General features: G+C 64.4%; 16 protein-coding genes. 1 reads left to right on the forward strand and 15 read right to left on the reverse strand.

Translation table 11 applies throughout. From position 1 onward, the window contains the following. Positions 1–5: 5 nt before the first annotated feature. The 13 genes from rpsS to rpoB form a co-directional block, all read right to left on the reverse strand. Positions 6–287, reverse strand: coding sequence for a 30S ribosomal protein S19 (gene rpsS, locus ACT3S2_RS00210; protein WP_087000303.1), 282 nt, complete (start codon positions 285–287; stop codon positions 6–8). Positions 288–299: 12 nt separating this feature from the next. Then, the gene (gene rplB / locus ACT3S2_RS00215; protein WP_444553289.1) at positions 300–1,139 is read right to left on the reverse strand and encodes a 50S ribosomal protein L2; all 840 of its coding nucleotides are present in this window, start codon (positions 1,137–1,139) and stop codon (positions 300–302) included. 29 nt (positions 1,140–1,168) lie between these two features. After that, a complete protein-coding gene (gene rplW / locus ACT3S2_RS00220) occupies positions 1,169–1,474 on the reverse strand; it encodes a 50S ribosomal protein L23 (protein ID WP_444553290.1) in 306 nt (101 codons plus the stop codon). After that, positions 1,471–2,076, reverse strand: a complete 606-nt coding sequence (rplD, locus tag ACT3S2_RS00225) for a 50S ribosomal protein L4 (protein ID WP_444553291.1) — start codon at positions 2,074–2,076, stop codon at positions 1,471–1,473. Before rplD ends, rplW begins: the two co-directional genes overlap by 4 nt. Before the next feature lie 4 nt (positions 2,077–2,080). Further along, positions 2,081–2,731 (reverse strand): 50S ribosomal protein L3, encoded by a 651-nt coding sequence (gene rplC / locus ACT3S2_RS00230; protein WP_444553292.1) that lies wholly within the window; start codon positions 2,729–2,731, stop codon positions 2,081–2,083. An 18-nt stretch (positions 2,732–2,749) separates the two neighbouring features. After that, positions 2,750–3,058, reverse strand: coding sequence for a 30S ribosomal protein S10 (gene rpsJ / locus ACT3S2_RS00235; RefSeq protein WP_013349689.1), 309 nt, complete (start codon positions 3,056–3,058; stop codon positions 2,750–2,752). A 367-nt stretch (positions 3,059–3,425) separates the two neighbouring features. Beyond that, positions 3,426–7,529 carry a hypothetical protein gene (locus tag ACT3S2_RS00240; protein WP_444561062.1) on the reverse strand — a complete coding sequence of 1,368 codons (4,104 nt, stop codon included), beginning with the start codon at positions 7,527–7,529 and terminating at the stop codon, positions 3,426–3,428. Between the two features lie 182 nt (positions 7,530–7,711). Next, a complete protein-coding gene (tuf, locus tag ACT3S2_RS00245; RefSeq protein WP_444553294.1) occupies positions 7,712–8,902 on the reverse strand; it encodes an elongation factor Tu in 1,191 nt (396 codons plus the stop codon). A 233-nt stretch (positions 8,903–9,135) separates the two neighbouring features. Continuing rightward, positions 9,136–11,250: an elongation factor G gene (gene fusA, locus ACT3S2_RS00250; RefSeq protein ID WP_444553295.1), complete on the reverse strand. Its 2,115-nt coding sequence runs from the start codon at positions 11,248–11,250 to the stop codon at positions 9,136–9,138. A gap of 83 nt (positions 11,251–11,333) precedes the next feature. Next, complete coding sequence (gene rpsG, locus ACT3S2_RS00255) at positions 11,334–11,804, reverse strand: 30S ribosomal protein S7 (RefSeq protein WP_444553296.1); 471 nt, start codon at positions 11,802–11,804, stop codon at positions 11,334–11,336. Further along, entirely contained in the window at positions 11,804–12,178 is a 375-nt protein-coding gene (rpsL, locus tag ACT3S2_RS00260) for a 30S ribosomal protein S12 (RefSeq protein ID WP_087000631.1), read from the reverse strand. Before rpsL ends, rpsG begins: the two co-directional genes overlap by 1 nt. 516 nt (positions 12,179–12,694) lie before the next feature. Continuing rightward, entirely contained in the window at positions 12,695–16,585 is a 3,891-nt protein-coding gene (locus tag ACT3S2_RS00265; protein WP_444553297.1) for a DNA-directed RNA polymerase subunit beta', read from the reverse strand. Positions 16,586–16,717: 132 nt separating this feature from the next. After that, positions 16,718–20,224: a DNA-directed RNA polymerase subunit beta gene (rpoB, locus tag ACT3S2_RS00270; RefSeq protein ID WP_444553298.1), complete on the reverse strand. Its 3,507-nt coding sequence runs from the start codon at positions 20,222–20,224 to the stop codon at positions 16,718–16,720. A 333-nt stretch (positions 20,225–20,557) separates the two neighbouring features. Here rpoB and ACT3S2_RS00275 point away from each other — a divergent pair, with 333 nt between their 5' ends. Further along, complete coding sequence (locus ACT3S2_RS00275; protein WP_444553299.1) at positions 20,558–21,751, forward strand: acetyl-CoA C-acetyltransferase; 1,194 nt, start codon at positions 20,558–20,560, stop codon at positions 21,749–21,751. Positions 21,752–21,885: 134 nt separating this feature from the next. Here ACT3S2_RS00275 and ACT3S2_RS00280 read toward each other — a convergent pair whose 3' ends face one another. After that, entirely contained in the window at positions 21,886–23,163 is a 1,278-nt protein-coding gene (locus tag ACT3S2_RS00280; protein WP_444553300.1) for an acyltransferase family protein, read from the reverse strand. A 186-nt stretch (positions 23,164–23,349) separates the two neighbouring features. After that, the gene (gene rplL, locus ACT3S2_RS00285) at positions 23,350–23,724 is read right to left on the reverse strand and encodes a 50S ribosomal protein L7/L12 (RefSeq protein ID WP_444553301.1); all 375 of its coding nucleotides are present in this window, start codon (positions 23,722–23,724) and stop codon (positions 23,350–23,352) included. Positions 23,725–23,758 lie beyond the last annotated feature (34 nt).

Raw genomic sequence — 23,758 nt, forward strand, 5'->3', positions numbered from 1 at the left:
GCGGGTTAGCGGCGCTTACCCTTCCTGTCGTCCTTTACGTGGCTGCGGAATGTCCGCGTCGAGGCGAATTCGCCGAGCTTGTGCCCGACCATCGACTCAGTGACAAACACGGGAATGTGCTTGCGTCCGTCGTGTACGGCGATCGTGTGCCCGAGCATGTCGGGGATGATCATCGAACGGCGGGACCACGTCTTGATGACGTTCTTGGTGCCCTTTTCGTTCTCAGCAGCCACCTTCACAAAAAGGTGCTGATCGACGAAGGGGCCTTTCTTCAGGCTGCGTGGCATGTTTCCAGGCTCCTATCGCTTGTTCTTGCCAGTACGACGACGACGCACAATGAGCTTGTCGCTTTCCTTGTTCGGACGGCGGGTACGGCCTTCCGGCTTGCCGTTCGGGTTGACCGGGTGACGACCGCCACTGGTCTTGCCCTCGCCACCACCATGCGGGTGGTCGATCGGGTTCATGACCACACCACGCACGGTCGGGCGGACGCCCTTCCAGCGCATGCGGCCGGCCTTGCCCCAGTTGATGTTCGACTGTTCGGCGTTGCCGACGTAGCCGACCGTCGCACGGCAGCGGACGTCAACGTTCCGGATTTCACCGGAAGGCAGGCGGAGCTGTGCGTGGCGGCCCTCGCGAGCCACCAGCTGGACCGAAGCGCCTGCCGAGCGAGCCATCTTGGCTCCCCCGCCGGGACGCAACTCCACTGCGTGGAGCACGGTACCGACCGGAACGTTGCGCAGCGGCAGGTTGTTGCCCGGCTTGATGTCGGCGTTCGGGCCGGCTTCAACCGAGTCTCCCTGGGAGAGCTTGTTCGGAGCGATGATGTACCGCTTGGTGCCATCGATGTAGTGCAGCAGCGCAATGCGGGCGGTGCGGTTCGGGTCGTACTCGATGTGAGCGACCTTGGCCGGCACGCCGTCCTTGTCATGACGACGGAAGTCGATCAGACGGTATTGGCGCTTATGTCCACCACCCTTGTGACGGGTAGTGATCTTGCCGGAGCTGTTGCGTCCACCAGTCTTGGAGAGCGGGCGGAGCAGCGACTTTTCCGGGGTAGTCCGGGTAATTTCTGCGAAGTCGGCCACGCTCGAGCCACGCTGGCCCGGGGTAGTCGGCTTGTACTTACGGATTGCCATGTTTTATTCCTCGTTAAAGTGGTCTCCGCTTATGAAAGCGGACCGCCGAAGATGTCGATCGTGCCTTCTTTAAGGGAGATGATCGCTCGCTTGGTAGTCTTGCGGGCTCCCCATCCGAAGCGGGTGCGCTTGCGCTTACCTGCACGGTTGATGGTGTTGACGGAGTCAACCTTGACGGAGAAGATGCTCTCCACCGCCAGCTTGATTTCCGTCTTGTTCGAGCGCGGGTCGACCAGGAAGGTGTATTTGCCTTCGTCGATCAGGCCGTAGCTCTTTTCCGAAACGACCGGCGCCAGGATGACGTCGTGCGGGGACTTGGAGAAGGTGGCGCTCACTTGGCGTCCTCCTTGTTGACCAGGGCATCGAATGCGGCCTTGGTGAACACCACGTCATCGGCGACCAGAACATCGTACGTGTTCAGCTGGTCGGCGTAGAGGGCGTGGACGTCCACGAGGTTGCGCACGGAAAGTGCGGCAACATCATTGGCGCGGTCGATGACGACGAGCAGGTTCTTGCGCTCGGTGAGAGCGCGCAGGGTGGCCAGTGCTTCCTTGGTGGACGGCGTGGTGCCGGCTACCAGGTTCTCGATCACGTGAACGCGATCGTGACGGGCACGGTCCGAAAGGGCTCCGCGCAGTGCGGCGGCCTTCATCTTCTTGGGGGTGCGCTGCGAGTAATCGCGGGGCGTCGGTCCGTGGACGATGCCACCACCGGTCATCTGAGGAGCGCGGATGGAGCCCTGACGAGCCCGGCCGGTGCCCTTCTGCTTGAACGGCTTGCGACCTGCGCCCGAGACCTCGGCGCGGGTCTTGGTCTTGTGCGTACCCTGACGGGCGGCAGCAAGCTGACCCATGACGACCTGGTGCAGCAGCGGAATGTTGGTCTGGACATCGAAGATCTCGCCCGGAAGCTCGACCTTGAGTGCTGTGTTAGCCATTTGCTTATGCTCCCTTCACGGCGGTGCGCACGAGGACGACCCGGCCGCGGGCGCCGGGAACGGCACCCTTGATCAACAGGAGGTTCTTCTCGGCGTCGACTCCGTGAACCGTGAGGTTCATCGTGGTCACGCGCTCGTTGCCCATGCGGCCAGCCATGCGCTGTCCCTGGAAAACGCGGCCTGGGGTGGAAGCCCCACCGATGGAACCGGGCTTGCGGTGGTTCTTATGTGCACCGTGCGAGGCGTTGGCGCCGCCGAAGCCGTGACGCTTCATGACGCCGGCAAAGCCCTTGCCCTTGGAGGTGCCCATGACGTCGACCTTCTGGCCGGACTCAAAGACATCCACGGCCAGTTCCTGGCCCAGGCTGTACGTATCGGCATCCGCGGTGCGCAGCTCGACGACGTGGCGGCGCGGGGTGACCCCTGCTGCCTCGAAGTGGCCGGCCAGCGGCTTGGTGACCTTTCGCGGGTCGATCTGGCCGTAGCCGATCTGAACCGCCGAGTAGCCATCCCGATCCGCATTGCGGAGCTGGGTGACGACATTGGAATCTACCTGCACGACAGTGACGGGGACGAGGTTGTGGTTCTCGTCCCAGACCTGGGTCATGCCGAGCTTCGTGCCCAGCAGGCCCTTTACATTACGGGTTGCGGTCATAGTTTCTCAGCACCTCCCCTAAAGCTTGATTTCGATGTTGACGTCCGCCGGCAGGTCGAGACGCATCAGCGAATCAACAGCCTTCGGGGTCGGGTCGACGATGTCGATCAGACGCTTGTGCGTGCGCATTTCGAAGTGCTCACGGCTGTCCTTGTACTTGTGGGGCGAACGGATCACGCAGTACACGTTCTTCTCCGTCGGCAGCGGCACTGGGCCGACTACGGTTGCGCCTGCGCGCGTGACCGTCTCAACGATCTTCCGGGCAGAAACGTCAATGACCTCGTGGTCATACGACTTCAGCCGGATGCGGATTTTTTGTCCCGCCATGGCGTCATGCCTCTTTCTAAGTAGCACTCTCTGTACAGTTACTGTGCACTAACGGGCCCTTACGGACCGGCACACCTCGCACGAGCTGAATCCGGGCAATCCCGGGTTCCTCACCTCGCCGAAGCTCCGACCCCCGCGGTCGGGCGTGTCGCCTAGATTCGGCTTCACGCTCCACAGGAATGGGGGCGGGTCATATTTGGTCCTCGATGTCTCCGTCGTATCCGCCCCTGCCCCGGGCATTATCCCGGGCGGGACGCAATCTCGGTCGAAACCGGCCTTGGCCCCGGTATCGGCGAGCCGATCAGCAGGCACAAGGCACAAAGAGGCGCTTGAACAACTTATCCAGTGTGTCAGAAGATCGCTGGATTTACCAATCAGACGATGTTGCCTGCCTCCCACCGTCCGCCGGCTCCTCCCCCTCACGACGCCCAGGGGCCGACAGGTCGGTTTCGTGGGCGGCCCTCGACGCAGGAGGTGCTGCATCCGGCCCTTCGGGGACCGGGCGCGCAGCCTCAGCCGCGTCCTTATCCTTCCCCAGCCGTTGGAGCCGCCAGATGGCCAGCGCGATCAACCCGGCGGCCAGGACCGCCAGGAGGAGGATCGTGAATCCCCGCAGGAACCACAGGACCAGCAGGGCGGCGGCGATGGTTCCCCACACTACGTACAGCCGCCGGTTGAGCAGCAGACCAGCCGACAGTAGGAGGACATGTCCCAGCAGCAGCCAGCCCTGGCCCCACTCCTGCTCCACCGCCAGGCCGAAGGGCGCCGAAACGGATAGCAGTACCGCCGAGGCGATCAGCGGGTAATCGGCATCCTTGCGTCGACCGGCCTTGAGTTCGTAGGCAGCCAGGAGAGCCAAAACAACGACCCAGTATTGGGTCATCCAGAACAGGCCCGGCTGGCCGTTTGCCAGATGCCAGGCGTGCTGGGCTCCTCCGGCAACGACCAGGGCGGCGGCTTCGCTGCATCGTTCGCGGTACCTGCGCGGAACCTCCGCGACGGTCGCGACCGCGGCCACCACGATCATGGCCGTCCCGAGATAGGCCAGTATCGTCGCCGACCTCGAGTTTGGCTCCCCGGACTGCATCACGTTGGCCTCGAAGCCGTCGATGAAGATCAGCAGGACGGCGCCGGCACTCAGGATGCGGGCATGGAGCCATGACCAGCTCCGCGGCGTGGTGATCGGCCCCGGGGCCCCTCCCCTTCGTGGTCGGCGGAACCATCCGGCGGCATAAAGCAGGATCGCCGATCCCAGCGCCGAGGCCATATACAACGCGGACAGCTCCATCGCGCTTCCGGCTCGTCCGGCCCACTGGACCAGGGCCACGAATACCGCCCAGGGGAGGAACACGACGGCCCCGATCAACAACAGCGGCAATCCCGTCGTCACCCCGAACACCGCGCACCCGGCGGCAGCAGCCAATAAGGTGGCCGCGAGCCAGGCATCGCCACCGGGAACCGGGGCACCGGTGGCGGCCCCGGACGTGCCTCCGGCCCCGAGAACGACTGCCGCGGCGACCCCGAGATAGCTGGCGACGGTGATGCCCCGCGCCATCGGATGGGCGCCACCCTCCGGACCGGATCCCGGGTGGACCAACCGGGCCCGGCCTTCCTCACCGGCCAACACCCCGGTCATGCGGAGGCGGAGAGAGGTTTCGGGTCCCAACGCTTCGAAGACCATCACCAGCAAGGCGGTGACCAGCAGCAGGATCAGGAGCACGGTCGAGTTCCACCACGGTTCCGGCAGCCAGCCAGCCTGGCGTACGGACATCACGCCCGAGGGGATGAACATCATCCAGGCCAAGGCGTAGGCGACCACGAGGATCTGCATCCTGGCCACGATCCGCCACGGGATCGAAGCGGTGGCAGCGGCCGTCAGATCGACACGCCACTTCAGCAGGCCGACGACCAGCAGGCAGACGAACTGCACCAGCAGCGAGGCCATGTCCACCCCGGCACCGGGCCCCGAACCACCATGGAGCCCGACGTACACCAGGGGCGTGAGGAACAGCAGTGCGAGGCTCGCCTGGGCGACCCTGGGGCCGTAGGCGGTCGGTGTTGCCCCCTGTCCGCGCCCCCGTAGCCGGAACCGTGCCGACTGGCCCATGGCCAGGCTGATGGCAAACAACGCCCACCGCGCGTGGGCGTCGGCTTGTAGCTGGTGGGACAGCTCGAGGACCGAGAGGGAGAAGAACAACTGCGCAGCCACGGCATAGGCCAAGCGTTCCAGCGGTCCTCGGGCCGCGGCCAGGCGCCAGGCTGCGTGGCCCAGCCCGGTCAGGCAGACGGTGAATACCAGCCACGGGCTGTCGATCCCGAAGCTGGCCCCCCAGGTCGCGACGACCGCCACGGGTGCCACCGCATGGGCCATCGCTGTCTTGCGTCGTGCGGTCCTGCCCCGCCCACGGCCGAGCGTGGCCAGGAGGGCGTTGGATCCGACGGCAGCCAGCACCAGGGTGGAAACCGCAACCGCTGTCGTCCATGGGGTTCCCCCCGATTCCAGCGAACCCAGGCGGACTTCGGCAGCCACCACCACGGCGATGCCTGCCAGCATGAAACCGGACTCCAGTTTCCAGGCCGCCAGCGCTGCGGCGGCCATCCAGCACATCACGAAGACCAGTCCTGCGATGAGCATGACCACCCGCGGGTCCGTCCCCCCGTCGGCCCACTGGCCGGGGTCCCCGGAGATCCAGGCTCCGAGGCCGGGACCGGCTGCTGATCTCGTGATGAGGAACCCGCCGGCGGCCCACGCGGCGATCGCCGCGAGCGTGGTGGGCAGGACGGCGACGATTCCCCGACGCAGCCACAGGAGTTGACGTCCAACGGCGTGACGCAGGCCGGGGACCATGCAGGCCAGCCCCACCGCCAGGAATGCCACCTGACGCCAGGGGGAAAGCACCGCCCCTGGTTCCAGCATGGCCGCCACACCGGTCCCCAGGGCAATCCACGGAGGCAGCTTCCTGCCCCGTGTGCTCAGCCCCGCAGCGGTAAGGGCCACCAAGGGGAGCAGGAAGTTCACCGGGGTCCACCCGGTATCGGTCCCCATGTCCAGCATCGCCTTCGGGATGCGCAGGGACACGACGAGTGTTTCGTTCATCACCAGTGCCAATCCCGCGACGGCGAGGAGCAGGCCTTGGACTTCACGATCCACCAGCCTACGGACCTGCGGGGCAACGAAACGACGATAACGTTCCCCCGCACGATGCACCGCCAGTGACTGGAGGAGCAGGACGATCCCCAGACCGCGTGCCATGCCCACGGCACCGGCGCCGAACACATGGGCGAGCAGGACGATGGCCGCGGTGCCGCAGAGCCGTGCCGCGATTAGATTCGCGGCACGTTCGGTCGTCGGGCCGAAGACGGTCACCGCCACGTAGTAGATGAAGCCGGCGATCAGGAGCAGGCTCACGTCTTCGGCACCGAGCGCCTGTCCTACGAGGACCGCGATCAGAAGTGTCGCCGGAGCGAGGAACCGGTGAGTCTCGGCGAAGGCCCTGAGATAGATGTTCCCCAGCCAGCGCGGACGTCCGTAGGCCAGCGCCGTTCCGGCCGCGGCCAGCACCATGGAGAACATGAAGTACCAGAACAGTCCCCGGTTCAGCACCGCTCCCCCGGCCCATGCCGAGGAGACCAGGAAAGTCAGACTGAGGTAGGCGACGACACGGCTGTTCAGTCTGTCGGCGGCATGGACGAACGCCACGGTCCCCACGAGCGAGGTGATCCACCAGGCCATCACCGGGTCGTGCACCACCAACGCCGACAGCGCCAGCCCACTGACGGGGATCAGCGCCAGGCCGGTCCCGGCAAAGGCGATCCCTGCCGGCCGGAGTCGTTCGCTGAACGCATGGATCAGCAGCCCCCCGGCATAGAACAGGGTAGTCACCACGACCAGCCCACCGAACTTCGCCAGCGGCGGCACAGCCAACCCGATGAACAACGAGGCGGCAGCCACCAACAGCAGCGAGGCTGCGTAGAGGGTGATGTTGATATTGCGCAGCGTTGCCTTCTCGCGTTCCTGGGCGCTGCGCGGGGAAGGTGTCTTCCCCGCAGCCGGATGGGGAACGTCGGGGGCGCGGTGGGCCATGGCCGCCTCTTCAAGTGCAGGCGTCGACGCCAGGAACTCGCTGGGTTCGTCCACGGAACGTCCGGCGCCGCGTTCGGCGTCCACGGCGCGCGGGACGACGGAGCGTATGTCGTCCTCGTCGACCCTGAGCGGATTCGCCGGAGGCTGGAACGGCTCCGGTGGCGCCGGGGCCGTCGTTGGCCCACCGGGTGCCCCGGTGGCCGGCGCTGACGATGAGGCGGGATCCGTCAGGCTGCGCCCGGCGTGAAATCCTTCCTGCCATGCCTGGGCCAACGCGGAGGGAACGGTTCCCCTGCCGGAGCTCTTCGCCCGGGCACTTCGTGCACCCAGCTGCCATCCGACGACGACACACAGCACCAGCGCCATCACGACAAAAATGAACCCCACGCAGACTCCCAGGCCATCGAAGATAGTTATTCACGAGACTAGTGGAACCCTACCGTGGTTCTTCGGCTTTACCCGCCCGCGGCCGGCCCGGCGCGGGACCGGAATGCATCAGGACGCGAAAAGGCCCCGCTGTCGTAACAGCGGGGCCTTTTCCGACCAACGGTCAGATCATCAGGTAGTGACTACTTGGTGATCTTCGTGACGCGGCCTGAGCCAACGGTGCGGCCACCCTCACGGATGGCGAAGCCGAGGCCGTCTTCCATGGCGATGGGCTGGATCAGCACAACGCTCATTTCGGTGTTGTCGCCCGGCATGACCATTTCCGTGCCCTCGGGCAGGGTGATGACACCGGTGACGTCCGTGGTGCGGAAGTAGAACTGCGGACGGTAGTTCGAGTAGAACGGGTTGTGACGCCCGCCTTCATCCTTGGACAGGATGTAGACGTTGGCCTCGAACTCCGTGTGGGGAGTGATCGAGCCCGGCTTCACGACAACCTGGCCACGCTCGACATCGTCGCGCTTGATGCCGCGGAGCAGCAGGCCACAGTTCTCGCCGGCCCATGCCTCGTCGAGCTGCTTGTGGAACATCTCGATACCGGTGACCGTCGTCTTCTGGATCGGACGGATACCAACGATCTCGATGTCGGAGTTGATCTTCAGCGTGCCGCGCTCGGCGCGACCGGTGACGACCGTGCCGCGACCGGTGATGGTGAAGACGTCTTCAACCGGCATCAGGAACGGCTTGTCGCGGTCACGAACCGGGTCCGGAATGAAGTCGTCGACTGCTTCCATCAGGTCCTCGACGGACTTGACCCACTGGGGGTCGCCTTCGAGTGCCTTCAGTGCGGAGACACGCAGGACCGGGGCGTTGTCGCCGTCGAACTCCTGCGAGGACAGAAGTTCGCGAACTTCCATCTCCACGAGGTCCAGCAGCTCCTCGTCCTCGACCATGTCGGACTTGTTCAGTGCGACCAGCAGGGTGGGGACGCCAACCTGGCGGGCCAGCAGAACGTGCTCGCGGGTCTGGGCCATCGGGCCGTCGGTTGCTGCAACCACGAGGATCGCACCATCCATCTGGGCGGCACCGGTGATCATGTTCTTGATGTAGTCAGCGTGACCCGGCGCATCGACGTGCGCGTAGTGTCGCTTATCCGTCTGGTATTCGATGTGCGAGATGTTGATCGTGATGCCGCGCTGGCGCTCTTCCGGGGCGGAGTCAATCGCCGTGAAATCACGCTGGTCGTTGAGATCGGGGTACTTGTCAGCAAGCACCTTCGAAATGGCAGCCGTCAACGTCGTCTTACCGTGGTCAACGTGACCAATGGTGCCGATGTTAACGTGCGGCTTAGTCCGCTCGAACTTTGCCTTCGCCACAGGTTCCTCCTAGAACGTTTTTCAGAAGACTTACCCCGCCTGCGCGGTTCGCAGGCGAAACTTAATAAAGTCTACTGTGGGCTTGTTTACTTTTTGAAATTGCGGTTTCCGTCCGGCCCCGGTATGGGAACCCTTCGTTCGCCTTGGGGAGGCCGGCCGGACAATGCTGCCCGGCCGGCAAACCCGATGTCGCTCACCTTGCGGTCCGCGACCAGTTTAGATCCCTGGGGTGATTACTCGCCGCGGGACTTCTGGATGATCTCCTCGGCCACTGCCTTGGGGACCTCGGCGTAGCTGTCGAACGTCATCGAGTACACGGCACGACCCTGGGTCTTGGACCGCAGGTCGCCAATGTAGCCGAACATCTCCGAGAGCGGAACGCCGGCCTTGATGACCTTCACGCCCGACGCGTCTTCCATCGACTGGATGGAACCACGACGTGAGTTCAGGTCGCCGATGACATCGCCCATGTACTCCTCGGGAGTACGGACCTCCACGGCCATCAGCGGTTCCAGGATGATCGGGGAAGCGCGACGTGCGCCTTCCTTGAAGACCTGTGAACCGGCGATCTTGAACGCCATCTCCGAGGAGTCGACGTCGTGGAAGGCACCATCAAGAAGCGTTGCCTTCACACCGACCATCGGGTAGCCGGCCAGGATGCCGAACTGCATGGCGTCCTGGATGCCCGCGTCGACCGAAGGGATGTATTCGCGCGGAATACGTCCACCGGTGACGGAGTTCTTGAACTCGTAGAACGTCCCGTCGCTGGTGTCCAACGGCTCGAAGGACATCTGGACCTTGGCGAACTGGCCGGAGCCACCCGTCTGCTTCTTGTGGGTGAAGTCGACCTTCGCCACCGAGGACTTGATCGTTTCGCGGTAGGCGACCTGGGGCTTGCCCACGTTCGCTTCCACACGGAATTCGCGCTTCATGCGGTCCACCAGGATGTCCAGGTGGAGTTCACCCATGCCGCCGATTTCGGTCTGTCCGGTGTCCTCGTTCAACGAAACGGTGAACGTGGGGTCCTCGGCCGAGAGCTTCTGGATGGCCGTGGAGAGCTTCTCCTGGTCACCCTTGGTCTTCGGCTCGATGGCCACGAAGATCACCGGATCCGGGAAGGACATCGATTCAAGCACGATCGGTGCGTCCAGTGCCGCCAAGGTGTCACCGGTCGTGGTGTCCTTGAGGCCGATGGCCGCGTAGATGTGCCCGGCGTGTGCTTCCTCGACCGGGTTCTCCTTGTTGGCGTGCATCTGGAACAGCTTGCCGATGCGCTCCTTCTTGCCCTTGGTGGTGTTGATCACCTGGACGCCCGGGGAGGCCTTGCCTGAATAGACGCGGATGAACGTCAGCTGCCCGAAGAACGGGTGGGCTGCGATCTTGAAAGCCAGAGCCGAGAACGGCTCGGTCTCGCTGGGCTTACGCGTCATCGGGATGTCCTCGTTGCGCGGATCGTGCCCGACCATCGGAGGGCAGTCCAGCGGCGACGGGAGGTAGGCGATCACGGCATCGAGCATCGGCTGCACGCCACGGTTCTTGAAGGCCGAACCACAGAAGACCGGGTAGGCCTCCGAGTTCACGGTCATCTTACGGATGCCGGCCACGAGTTCCTCGTTGGTGATTTCCACACCTTCGAGGTACTTCTCCATCAGCTCGTCGGAGGACTCGGAAACGTCCTCGATCAGCTTGGCGCGGTATTCCTCGGCGCGCTCCTTCAGATCCTCGGGGATCTCGCGAGTCTCATAGGCGGCGCCCATGGTGACATCGCCCTTGGAGTCGCCTTCCCAGACGAGGGCCTTCATCTTGATCAGGTCGACGACGCCGACGAAATCGCTTTCGGAGCCGATCGGCAGCTGCATGACCAGCGGCTTGGCGCCTAGGCGGTCGATGATCGTGTCCACCGTGTAGTAGAAGTCGGCACCCAGCTTGTCCATCTTGTTGACGAAGCAAATGCGGGGAACGACGTACTTATCAGCCTGACGCCAGACGGTCTCCGACTGCGGCTCGACGCCTTCCTTGCCATCGAAAACGGCAACGGCGCCATCGAGCACGCGCAGGGCACGCTCGACCTCGACCGTGAAGTCAACGTGGCCCGGGGTGTCGATGATGTTGATCTGGTTGTCTTCCCAGAAGGAGGTCACGGCGGCGGACGTGATCGTGATGCCGCGTTCCTTCTCCTGCTCCATCCAGTCAGTCGTCGAGGCACCATCGTGCGTTTCGCCGATCTTGTGGTTCACACCCGTGTAGTAAAGGATGCGTTCCGTAGTGGTGGTCTTACCGGCATCGATGTGGGCCATGATGCCGATGTTGCGGACCTTCGTGAGGTCGGTGAGCACGTCCTGTGCCACGTTGTCTCCCTTTGTCTATGGTTTCGAGTCACACGGCGGCGAGACACCCAGGTGTCTCGCCCCGCCGTCGTACAAGAGGCGATTTACCAGCGGTAGTGGGCGAATGCCTTGTTGGATTCAGCCATCTTGTGAGTGTCTTCGCGGCGCTTAACAGCGGCACCGAGACCATTCGAAGCGTCCAGGATCTCATTCATGAGACGCTCGACCATCGTCTTTTCGCGGCGGGCCTTGGAGTAGCCAACGAGCCAGCGCAGAGCCAGGGCCGTTGCACGGCCCGGCTTGACCTCGATCGGAACCTGGTAGGTTGCGCCACCAACACGCCGGGACTTGACCTCGATCGAAGGACGGACGTTGTCCATGGCCTTCTTGAGGGCGACCACCGGGTCGGCGTTGGTCTTGGCGCGCACGCCTTCCAGCGCGCCGTAGACGATGCGCTCGGCGGTGGACTTCTTGCCATCGACCAGGACCTTGTTGATCAGCTGGGTGACGAGCGGTGATCCGTGGACGGGATCGGAAACGAGGGGGCGCTTGAACGCCGGACCCTTACGAGGCATTACTTCTTCTCCTTCTTGGCGCCGTAGCGGGAACGAGCCTGCTGACGGTTCTTCACGCCCTGCGTGTCGAGTGCGCCGCGGACGATCTTGTAACGGACACCCGGGAGGTCCTTCACGCGGCCGCCGCGGACGAGCACGATGGAGTGCTCTTGCAGGTTGTGGCCGACACCCGGAATGTACGCGCTGACTTCCACGCCGCCGGCCAGGCGCACACGGGCAACCTTACGCAGTGCGGAGTTCGGCTTCTTCGGGGTGGTGGTGTACACGCGGGTGCACACGCCACGACGCATCGGGTTGCCCTTCAGGGCAGGGGCCTTGGTCTTGTTGACCTTCGGCGAGCGGCCCTTGCGGACCAGCTGCTGAATAGTAGGCACTTTCGTGTCCTCCGGTTTCTTGGTTCTGCTGCGTCCGGGCCCACAAACGGCATTCCGGACACTGCGCTTTTGGTCGTTTCATCGCAGCGCTTGCGGAGTCGACCGTAGGCGTGCAAAAGTGTGGCATTTGTTGCGCAAGTTCCCCGCAACCCGGACCGTGTCCATTTGCCACACATAAAAACAATTAGTCATAGCTTAGCACGCCGTCAAGCCCGATCGTAACCACCTCCCGCGAGGCCCCGGTCACCTCCCCCTCCTCTCCGGGCACCAGGAACCCCCGCCCCGGCCGCCGGCAGATAATCGTGAGACATATCTACCAGTCGACAAGTCCACCTTGATTGCTGGTTCCGGGCTGCTCCCCCAGAGGCGACCGCCTCGGCACGCCGCCCGGGGCCGGTGTCCACCAGTTCGACCGGGGGGACCCAGGCGTGCTTCCCGTCCCAGTCAGAGGATGACAATGGCCGGCATCCCGCGAGGGATGCCGGCCATTGGGCGGATCAAACGATCAGCTGGTGACTACCGGAAATCGTTTCCGAGGTCGTAGTCATCCATCGGGATGGCGTGGAACTCGGGGCTCATGCCCGGCTCCACTCCTTCGTAATCGAAGCCGGTGAAGGCGCTCGGACCCGTGAAGAGGTTGGCCTTGGCTTCCTCCGTCGGTTCCACCGAGACCTGCGTGTAGCGCTCCAAGCCGGTGCCGGCCGGGATCAGCTTACCGATGATCACGTTCTCCTTCAGGCCCAGCAGCGGGTCGCTCTTGCCTTCCATCGCCGCCTGCGTCAGGACACGCGTGGTCTCCTGGAAGGATGCCGCCGAGAGCCATGAATCCGTGGCCAACGACGCCTTGGTGATGCCCATGAGCTCGTCACGTCCCGAAGCCGGCGTCTTCCCCTCGGAAACCGCCTTGCGGTTTTCGCTGGTGAAGCGGGCCCGGTCAGCCAGTTCGCCCGGCAGGAGCCCGGTGTCGCCGGATTCGATGACCGTGATGCGGCGAAGCATCTGGCGGACAATGACTTCCACGTGCTTGTCGTGGATGCCCACACCCTGGGACTGGTAGACCTCCTGGACTTCGCGGACCAGGAACTTCTGGGCCTCGCGGGGTCCGAGGACACGCAGCACCTGCTTCGGGTCGATGGCACCGGCGACCAACTGCTGGCCCACCGCCACCGAATCGCCGTCGGCGACGAGCATCCGTGAACGCCGGAGCACCGGGTAGGCGCTCTCCTCGGAACCGTCATCGGGGGTGATGACGATGCGCAGCTGCTTCTCCGCATCCTCGATGGTGACGCGTCCGGCCACTTCGGCGATCGGCGCGACACCCTTGGGGGTACGTGCTTCGAAGAGCTCCTGAATACGGGGCAGACCCTGCGTGATGTCATCCGCGGAGGCGACACCACCGGTGTGGAAGGTACGCATGGTCAGCTGGGTACCCGGCTCACCAATCGACTGGGCGGCGATGATGCCCACCGCTTCGCCGATGTCCACCGTCTTGCCGGTGGCCAGCGACCGTCCGTAGCACAGGGCACAGGTGCCGACGGCGGACTCGCAGGTCAGGACCGAACGGACCTTGATCTCCTGGATGCCTGCCGCAAAGAGCTCGTCGATGAGGACGTCGCCCACATCCGAACCGGCAGCCGCCAGGACCTTGCCGGCGTCGTCGACGACGTCGACGGCCATGGTGCGGGTGTAGGCCGAGTTCTCCACGGTCTCGTGCTTGCGCACGGTCCCGATCTCGTCGACGTAGGCGATCGGCACGTTCAGGCCGCGCTCGGTTCCGCAGTCGGCTTCGCGGACGATAACATCCTGCGAGACGTCCACCAGACGACGGGTCAGGTAACCCGAGTTGGCGGTCTTCAACGCGGTATCCGCCAGGCCCTTACGGGCACCGTGCGTCGCGATGAAGTACTCGAGAACCGACAGTCCCTCACGGTAGGAGGACTTGATCGGCCGCGGGATGATCTCACCCTTCGGGTTCGACACCAGGCCACGAATACCCGCGATCTGGCGCAGCTGCAGCCAGTTACCACGAGCCTTCGACGTCACCATCCGGTTGATGGTGTTCAACTCCTCCATGCCAGCCTGCATGGCCTCGGCGACCTCGTCGGTGGCCTTGCCCCAGACGTCGATCAGTTCCGAACGACGCTCGTCATCGGAGATCAGGCCCTTGTCGTACTGCGACTGGACCTTCAGCGCCTGCTCCTCGTACGGAGCGAGGATGGCCTTCTTGTCCATGTTGGAGGTGATGTCCGAGATGGCCACGGTGATGCCCGAGCGCGTCGCCCAGTTGAAGCCGGAGTCCTTGAGGTTGTCCAGGGTCTCGGCCGTGACGTTCTTCGGGTAGCGCTCCGCCAGGTCGTTGACGATCTCCGAGAGCACGTCCTTGCCGGTGACCTGGGCGACCCAGGGGTAGTCGGCCGGGAGCGTCTCGTTGAACAGGACCTGCCCGAGGGAGGTCTCGATCAGCGCCGGGGTGCCTTCTTCCCATCCTTCCGGGGCAGCCTGCTCGTCGGAGGGCACGAAGCCGTCCACGCGCATCTTCACCAGGGAGTTCAGGTGCAGGTCGCCACGGTCCATGGCCATGATCGCTTCGGCGACCGAGGAGAAGGCATGGCCTTCGCCGGCTTCCCCCGGACGCTTGGTGGTCAGGTGGTGCAGCCCGATGATCATGTCCTGCGACGGCAGTGCCACGGGGCGTCCGTCGGAGGGCTTGAGGATGTTGTTGCTGGAGAGCATCAGGATGCGCGCCTCGGCCTGGGCTTCGGGGCTCAGCGGCAGGTGGACTGCCATCTGGTCACCGTCGAAGTCGGCGTTGAACGCGGCACAGACCAGCGGGTGCAGCTGCAGGGCCTTGCCCTCCACCAGCATCGGCTCGAACGCCTGGATGCCCAGACGGTGCAGGGTCGGTGCACGGTTGAGCAGCACCGGGTGTTCGGTGATGATCTCCTCGAGCACATCCCAGACCTGTGGACGGTACCGCTCGACCATGCGCTTGGCGCTCTTGATGTTCTGGGCGTGGTTCAGATCCACCAGACGCTTCATGACGAACGGCTTGAACAGCTCCAGGGCCATCTGCTTGGGCAGACCACACTGGTGCAGCTTCAGCTGCGGGCCCACCACGATGACCGAACGGCCCGAGTAGTCCACGCGCTTGCCGAGCAGGTTCTGGCGGAAACGCCCCTGCTTGCCCTTGAGCATGTCGGAGAGCGACTTCAGCGGGCGGTTGCCCGGCCCGGTGACCGGACGGCCGCGACGGCCGTTGTCAAACAGCGAGTCAACGGCTTCCTGGAGCATGCGCTTTTCGTTGTTCACGATGATCTCGGGAGCCCCGAGATCGAGCAGGCGCTTCAGGCGGTTGTTGCGGTTGATCACGCGACGGTAGAGGTCGTTCAGGTCGGAGGTCGCGAAACGGCCACCGTCCAGCTGGACCATCGGGCGCAGCTCCGGCGGGATCACCGGAACGGCGTCCAGCACCATGCCCATGGGGCTGTTGGTGGTGGTCAGGAACGCGTTGACGACCTTCAGCCGCTTCAGGGCACGGGTCTTGCGCTGGCCCTTGCCGTTCTTGATGACATCGCGCAGCAGCTCGGCTTCGGCATCCATGTCGAAGGAGGCCAGACGCTTCTGGATCGCCTCGGCGCCCATGCAGCCTTCGAAGAACAATCCGTACTTCTCGCGCAGGACGCGGAAGAGTCCTTCATCACCTTCGAGGTCGGCGACCTTCAGGTTCTTGAAGCGGTCCCAGACCTGTTCCAGCCGCTCGATCTCGGCGTCGGCGCGCTTACGCACCTGGGCCATCGTCTTGTCGGCGAGGTCGCGGACCTTCTTCTTCTCGGCGGCCTTGGCCCCCTCCGTCTCGAGACGGGCGAGGTCGTTCTCCAGATCCCGGGCGATGGCCGCGATGTCGGAGTCACGGTTGTCGACGAGCTGCTTGCGCTCGACGTCGTGCTGGGCCTGCAGGTTCGGCAGCTCCGCGTGGCGGCGCTCCTCGTCGACCGAGGTGATCATGTAGGCAGCGAAGTAGATGATCTTCTCGAGATCCTTCGGTGCCAGGTCCAACAGGTAGCCCAGGCGTGAGGGCACGCCCTTGAAGTACCAGATGTGGGTGACCGGGGCGGCGAGCCCGATGTGGCCCATCCGTTCACGGCGCACCTTGGCACGCGTGACTTCGACGCCGCAGCGTTCACAGATGATGCCCTTGAAACGCACACGCTTGTACTTGCCGCACGAGCATTCCCAGTCGCGGGAAGGACCGAAGATCTTTTCGCAGAAAAGACCGTCCTTTTCCGGCTTCAGGGTGCGGTAGTTGATGGTTTCCGGCTTCTTGACCTCGCCGTAGCTCCAATCGCGGATCTCTTCCGCGGTGGCCAGGCCAATGCGCATATTTCCGAATGAGGATTCGCTGGACATATGGTCCCTGTCTCTCTCTTGTTCTGAAGAAGTCTAATGTTCTGCGGCGGGCACCAGGCCCGCTGGGGTGGGGAAAAGGAACGTGTACGACGGCGGACGCCCGGCAGGGGTGCCGGGCCTCCGCCCGCCGTGCTATACCTCGTCGACGGAGCTTGGCTCGGCCCGGGAAAGGTCGATGCCCAGCTCTTCCGCAGCCCGGAACACTTCTTCGTCCGAGTCCCGCATCTCAATGGGATTGCCATCGGTGGAGAGGACCTCCACGTTGAGGCAGAGTGACTGCATTTCCTTGATGAGCACCTTGAAGGACTCCGGAACACCCGGTTCCGGGATGTTCTCGCCCTTCACGATGGCCTCGTAGACCTTCACGCGGCCATGGATGTCATCGGATTTGATGGTCAGCAGTTCCTGCAGCGTGTACGCCGCGCCGTAGGCCTCGAGGGCCCAGACTTCCATCTCACCGAAGCGCTGGCCACCGAACTGCGCCTTACCACCCAGCGGCTGCTGCGTGATCATGGAGTACGGTCCGGTCGAACGGGCGTGGATCTTGTCGTCGACCAGGTGGTGCAGCTTCAGGATGTACATGTAGCCCACGGACACCTGGTCCGGGAAGGGCTGTCCGGAACGGCCATCGAACAGATGGGCCTTGCCGGAGTTGCCGATCAGGCGATTGCCGTCCCGGGTGGCGTTGGTGTGATCCAGCAATCCGCGGATCTCGTCCTCCTCGGCACCGTCGAACACCGGGGTGGCGACGGTCGTGGGACCGGATTCACGGGGCAGGTTGGGCAGTTCCTTCACCCAGTCCGGTTCGCCCTCGATCTTCCAGCCTTGCTTCGCGGCCCAGCCGAGGTGGATTTCCAACACCTGTCCGACGTTCATGCGGCCGGGGACACCCAACGGGTTCAAGACGATGTCGACCGGGGTGCCGTCCTCCATGAACGGCATGTCCTCGACCGGCAGGATCTTGGAGATGACGCCCTTGTTGCCGTGGCGTCCGGCCAGCTTGTCACCGTCGGCGATCTTGCGCTTCTGGGCCACGTAGACGCGGACCAGCTGGTTCACGCCCGGGGGCAGCTCGTCGTCGTTGTCGCGTTCGAAGATCCGGACACCGATGACGGTGCCTGATTCACCGTGGGGAACCTTCAGGGAGGTGTCACGCACTTCGCGGGACTTCTCGCCGAAGATGGCCCGCAGCAAACGCTCCTCCGGGGTCAGTTCCGTTTCGCCCTTGGGGGTGACACGGCCGACCAGGATGTCGCCGGCCTCGACCTCGGCACCGATGTGGATGATGCCGCGTTCGTCGAGCTGGCCCAGGATCTCCTCGGAGACGTTCGGGATATCGCGCGTGACTTCCTCGGCACCAAGCTTGGTGTCGCGGGCATCGACCTCGTGCTCCTCGATGTGGATGGAGGTCATCACGTCTTCGGAAACCATGCGCTGGGACATGATGATGGCGTCCTCGAAGTTATGTCCTTCCCAGGACATGAAGGCCACCAGCAGGTTCTTGCCCAAGGCCAGCTCACCGTTGTCGGTGGACGGCCCGTCGGCAATGATCGACTGGTATTCCAGACGCTCACCCTCGGAGACCCGCACCCGCTGGTTGTAGGCGTTGCCGTGGTTTGACCGGGCGAACTTCATGATCGGGTAGGCCGAGTCGGTGCCGTCGTCGTTCATGACGGTGACCAGATCCGCGGACACCTCGGTGACCACACCCGGCTTGGCAGCGGTGATGGAGTCGCCGGCGTCGACCGCCACGTACTTCTCCATGCCGGTACCGACCAACGGGGCTTCCGAAGCCAGCAGCGGCACGGCCTGGCGCTGCATGTTCGCGCCCATGAGGGCACGGTTGGCGTCGTCGTGCTCCAGGAACGGGATCAGCGCGGTGGCCGCGGAGACCATCTGGCGCGGAGAAACGTCCATGTAGTCGATTTCGGCCGGCTCCACGAGCACGGGCTCGCCGCCGCCGCCACGCTCACGGCAGAGGACCAGGTCCTCGGCGAAGCGCAGGTCATCGGTCATCGGGGCATTCGCCTGCGCGATGATGCTTTCGAGTTCCTCGTCGGCGGTCAGGTAGTCGACCTGATCGGTGACCTGGCCGTTGACGACCTTGCGGTACGGGGACTCGATGAAACCGAAGTTGTTGATGCGGGCGTACGTCGCCAGCGAACCGATGAGGCCGATGTTCGGGCCTTCAGGGGTTTCGATGGGGCACATGCGGCCGTAGTGCGAGGGGTGGACGTCACGGACTTCCATGCCGGCACGGTCACGGGACAGACCACCCGGGCCCAGCGCGGACAGGCGACGCTTGTGCGTCAGTCCGGCGAGCGGGTTGTTCTGGTCCATGAACTGCGAGAGCTGGGAGGTTCCGAAGAACTCCTTGATCGCTGCGACCACGGGCCGGATGTTGATCAGCGTCTGCGGCGTGATGGCCTCGACGTCCTGCGTGGTCATCCGTTCACGGACGACGCGCTCCATGCGGGAGAGCCCGGTGCGGACCTGGTTCTCGATGAGCTCACCGACGGCGCGGATACGACGGTTGCCGAAGTGGTCGATGTCATCGACCTCGACGCGGACGTCGACGTTGGCACCCTTGCGAACGCCCGGGACGGTCGCTTCACCGGCGTGCAGCGCAACGAGGAACTTGATCATCGCGACGATGTCATCGTTGTTCAGCACCGATGCGTCGGGGGCGTCCAGCGGGGTCTCGACTCCGAGCTTGTGGTTGATCTTGTAGCGGCCGACCTTGGCCAGATCGTAGCGCTTGGAGTTGAAGTAGAGGTTGTCGAGCAGCGCTTCGGCGGCATCGACCGTCGGCGGCTCGCCCGGGCGCAGCTTGCGGTAGATGTCCAGCAGCGCCTCCTCCTTGGTTTCCGTCGCGTCCTTCTCCAGGGTCGTGCGGATGGAGTCGTACTGGCCGAACTCCTCGAGGATGCGCCCTTCGGTCCAGCCGAGGGCCTTGAGCAGCACGGTCACGGACTGCTTGCGCTTGCGGTCCAGCCGGACGCCGACCTGGTCGCGCTTGTCGATTTCGAGCTCGAACCAGGCACCACGGGACGGGATGATCTTCGCCGTGAAGATGTCCTTGTCACTGGTCTTGTCCGGGGTGCGCTCGAAGTAGGCGCCCGGGGAACGAACCAGCTGGGAGACCACGACACGCTCGGTGCCGTTGATGATGAAGGTGCCCTTGCCGGTCATCAGCGGGAAGTCGCCCATGAACACGGTCTGCTGCTTGATCTCACCCGTGTTGTTGTTCATGAACTCGGCCTTGACGTACAGCGGCGCGGCGAACGTGGCATCGCGGTCCTTGCACTCGGCTTCGGTGTACTTCGGGTCCGCGAACTCCGGCTCCGAGAAACTCAGGGACATGGTGCCCTGGAAGTCCTCGATCGGGGAGATTTCTTCGAAGATCTCTGCCAGGCCCGACGTGTCGGCGACACTGGTGATGCCTTCGGCACGCGCCGTCTCCAGACGGGTCTTCCAGTTGTCGTTGCCGACGAGCCAATCAAAGCTCTCCACCTGCAATGCCAGCAGGTTCGGCACATCCAGTGGTTCGTGGATCTTTGCGAATGAAATTCGGCCGGCCGCTTCCGCGGTACGGGCCGAACTAGCGGTTTGATGATTTGAGGTGCTCGAGGCGACCAAGAGGGATCCTTCCACAGACCGTCAGGTTTCCGGCGCCAACCCCGCCCGGGATGAGGAACCCGGAACACCACCGAACATCGGGCCCACCGCTATATGAAGGCCGATTGGAAAGAGGGAAGACGCAAAGATCCACAGTACACGCCCACGGAGAATCTGTCTACCATACTAGATGCGCGGAGAAAATGCCCGTAGGCGGGAAAAAAATTTCCCTTCCCCCGCCACCGACGTTCGAGCCCTCCGGCCCCGTGGACCGGCACGGCCCGCTTTGGTCTTTATGCTCCACGTCACGATAATTGAACATGAAGTAGTCCCCCAGCGAAAGCGAGCACCACCATGTCCGATCCCCGTGAGGCCGTCCTCGTTTCAGGAGCACGGACCCCCTTTGCCCGGCTCAAGGGCCAGCTTGCGGGCTTCACTGCCGTGGAGCTTGGTGCCGCCGCCATCACCGGAGCCCTGGAGAAGGCCGGCGTCCCGGCCGCCGATGTGCAGTCGGTGATCATGGGACATGTCGTCCAGGCCGGCTGTGGACAGAACCCTGCGCGCCAGTCCTCGATCAAGGCGGGTATCGGCTGGGATGTTCCGACCGTGACCATCAACAAGGTCTGCCTTTCGGGCCTGGCCGCCATCACCGATGCCGCCCGCCTGGTGCGTCTGGGCGAAGCCGACGTCGTCATCGCCGGCGGGCAGGAATCGATGACCAATGCCCCGCACATCCTGCCGGGCAGCCGCAAGGGATGGAATTACGGCAGTTTCACAGCCATCGACTCCGTCGACCACGACGGCCTGACCGATGCCTTCGACGGGCAGTCCATGGGGGTGAGTACCGAAACCAGGAACGGCGAACTCGGGATCGACCGCGCCTCACAGGACGAGGTCGCTGCCGCCTCACACACCCGGGCGGCAGCGGCACGCGAGGCCGGGGTCTTCGATGAGGAGATCCTGTCGCTCTCCGTACCGCAGCGCAAGGGCGATCCACTGACGGTCGATGCCGATGAGGGAATTCGCCCGGACACCACGGCCCAGAAGCTCGGGGGCCTGCGCTCCGCGTTCGCGAAGGAGGGCACCATCACCGCAGGGAACTCCTCCCCGCTCTCCGACGGGGCCGCGGCCGTCGTCGTGACTTCGCGCGAATACGCCCAAAGCCACGGGCTGCAGGTCCTGGCGGTCATCGGCGCGCCGGGGCAGGTGGCAGGTCCCGACACCTCACTGCATTCGCAGCCGTCGAATGCCATCAAGTCCGCACTGGGCACGGCAGGCTGGGCGGTATCGGATCTGGACTTCATTGAAATCAACGAGGCCTTCGGTTCGGTCGCCTGCCAGTCGCTGAAGGACCTGGACTACCCCTTGGAGAAGACCAACCTCCACGGTGGCGCCATCGCCCTGGGCCATCCCATCGGCGCTTCGGGGGCCCGTCTGGCCTTGCATGCGGCCCTGGAGCTGCAACGTCGGGGCTCCGGCAAGGCTGCGGTCAGCCTCTGTGGCGGCGGGGGCCAGGGCGAGGCCCTCCTGCTCTTCCGCGAGGGCTGATCCGGCAGGGGCACCGCCCGAACGAGGCGGAAGTGAGCGGTCCGCGGCTGGTTGCCGCGGACCGCTCCTTGGTTTCCGCCCACTGCCCCGACGTGGCCCGCCGCCGGCCGGATCATGGCGCACGGCCCCGGCGGCTAGAGTCCCCGGGTGATGCCTCCCTGGTTATGGGGAACCGCCCGGGCGGCCGGCCGCCTGCGGTCATCGACTCGACTGACGCGTTCGGCGAACCCGCGGCCCCTCCGCCCTAGGGAGGTCAAGGTATCGACCCCGCTGGTGACCGCCCGACCGAGGCGGCGGCCCAGGGTCTGCTCGACGAAGCGGTAGACCAGGTAGGCGCCGGCCGCGGCGGCGCCGATGGCGATCATCAGCACCACGGGCCGGGGCAGGTGGCCGCTGAGCTGGTCGATGATCCACCACCCCCAGATCTCATGGAGGAGGTAGATCGGATAGGTCAGCGCCCCGGCCAACGCAAGGCCCGGAAGGTTGACCCTGCTCAAGGGCGTGAGGGTCAGCAAGGCAATCACGACGAAGATTCCGACGACAATGCCCCAATAGGCCTGTTCCGGGATGGCGTAACCGACCAGGCTGGTGGCTTCCTCGGTCCCCTTCTTCCCGGTCCATGCAGCGGCCTGGACCACGTTCAGCCCCAGGGCCGCCCACCGCCACGGGGTATGCCCGAAACGGTAGATCAGGAACAGGCAGATGCCGCCGGCGAAGAGGGCAGCGTGTTCGGGGATCAGTGCCTGCCGGACGAAGTTGCTGGGAATCAGTGGCGCCAAAAACCCGAGTAGCGGCCAGACGACGGCGAAGGCCAGGATCCGCCGGCAGGTCACCCACCCCAGCATCATCAATAGCAGGACCAGCCCATAGAAGCGCATCTCGGCCCAGAGCGTCCAATAGACGCCGTCGACGTAGGGGACGTTGAAGCCGCGCTGCATCATCGTCAGGTTCACGGCCCAGTCGGAGAACGTCAGTCGCTTGCCCATCACGGGCCAGATGAAGAAGATCAACACCCCGGTGGCAAGCACGGCCACCCAGTAGGCAGGAAAGAGCCGGCCGACGCGTGAACCGATGAATTGTGCCGGTCGCTTGCCGTAGGCGGAGAGCAGGATGACGAAACCGCTGATGACGAAGAACAGCTGGACGCCCATGTTCCCGAACACCGTGAGGCGGGACAGGTATGGCCAGGCGGCTTTGGCCGGTTCGACGCCCCAGTACCCGTGGTGCCATGCGGTGTAGTGGTAGAGGATGACCCCCACCGCGGCAACCAGGCGCAACCCGTCCAGCAGGGCCATGCGCCCTTTTCCGCGCGGAGGGCGGGATGGGGTGGCCGTGGAAGCGGAGGTCCCGGACGCCGTGGTGTCCGTCCCCGCAGGGGCAGGCTGCTGGAGTGTCGTCGTGCCGTGTTCCATGCCATGCACTCCCGTCATCGCTTGCCTGCGTTATCAAGTCGTTACCTGACACGCTAGCAAAGCGAGGACTTTCGCATTCAAGAATGTGATCGGCATCACAGTGGTGGCCCGTCGTGCCCACCGGTTAAACAGCGCGGCCCCGCCCACCTGATCGGTGGACGGGGCCGCGCCCGTGTTGCCTGTCTGCTACTTGAGCGTGACGGCAGCGCCGGCGGCCTCGAGGGCCTCCTTGGCCTTGTCGGCAACATCCTTGGATGCGCCTTCCAGGACGGCCTTCGGGGCGCCGTCGACGAGGTCCTTGGCTTCCTTCAGACCCAGTGAGGTCAGTGCGCGGACCTCCTTGATGACTGCGATCTTCTTGTCGCCGGGGCCTTCGAGGATGACGTCGAATTCGGTCTGCTCCTCGGCAGCCTCTTCGGCACCGCCGGCCGGACCGGCAACGGCAACGGCCGCGGCGGTGACGTCGAAGGTCTCTTCGAAGGTCTTAACGAACTCGGAGAGCTCGACGATGGTCATTTCCTTGAAGGCCTCAAGGAGCTCTTCAGTGCTGAGCTTCGCCATGATGTGGCGTCCTTTCAGTGGGGCGGCACGCTGG

This window comes from Arthrobacter sp. AOP36-A1-22 (assembly GCF_052377615.1).
GTDB lineage: Bacteria > Actinomycetota > Actinomycetes > Actinomycetales > Micrococcaceae > Arthrobacter_H.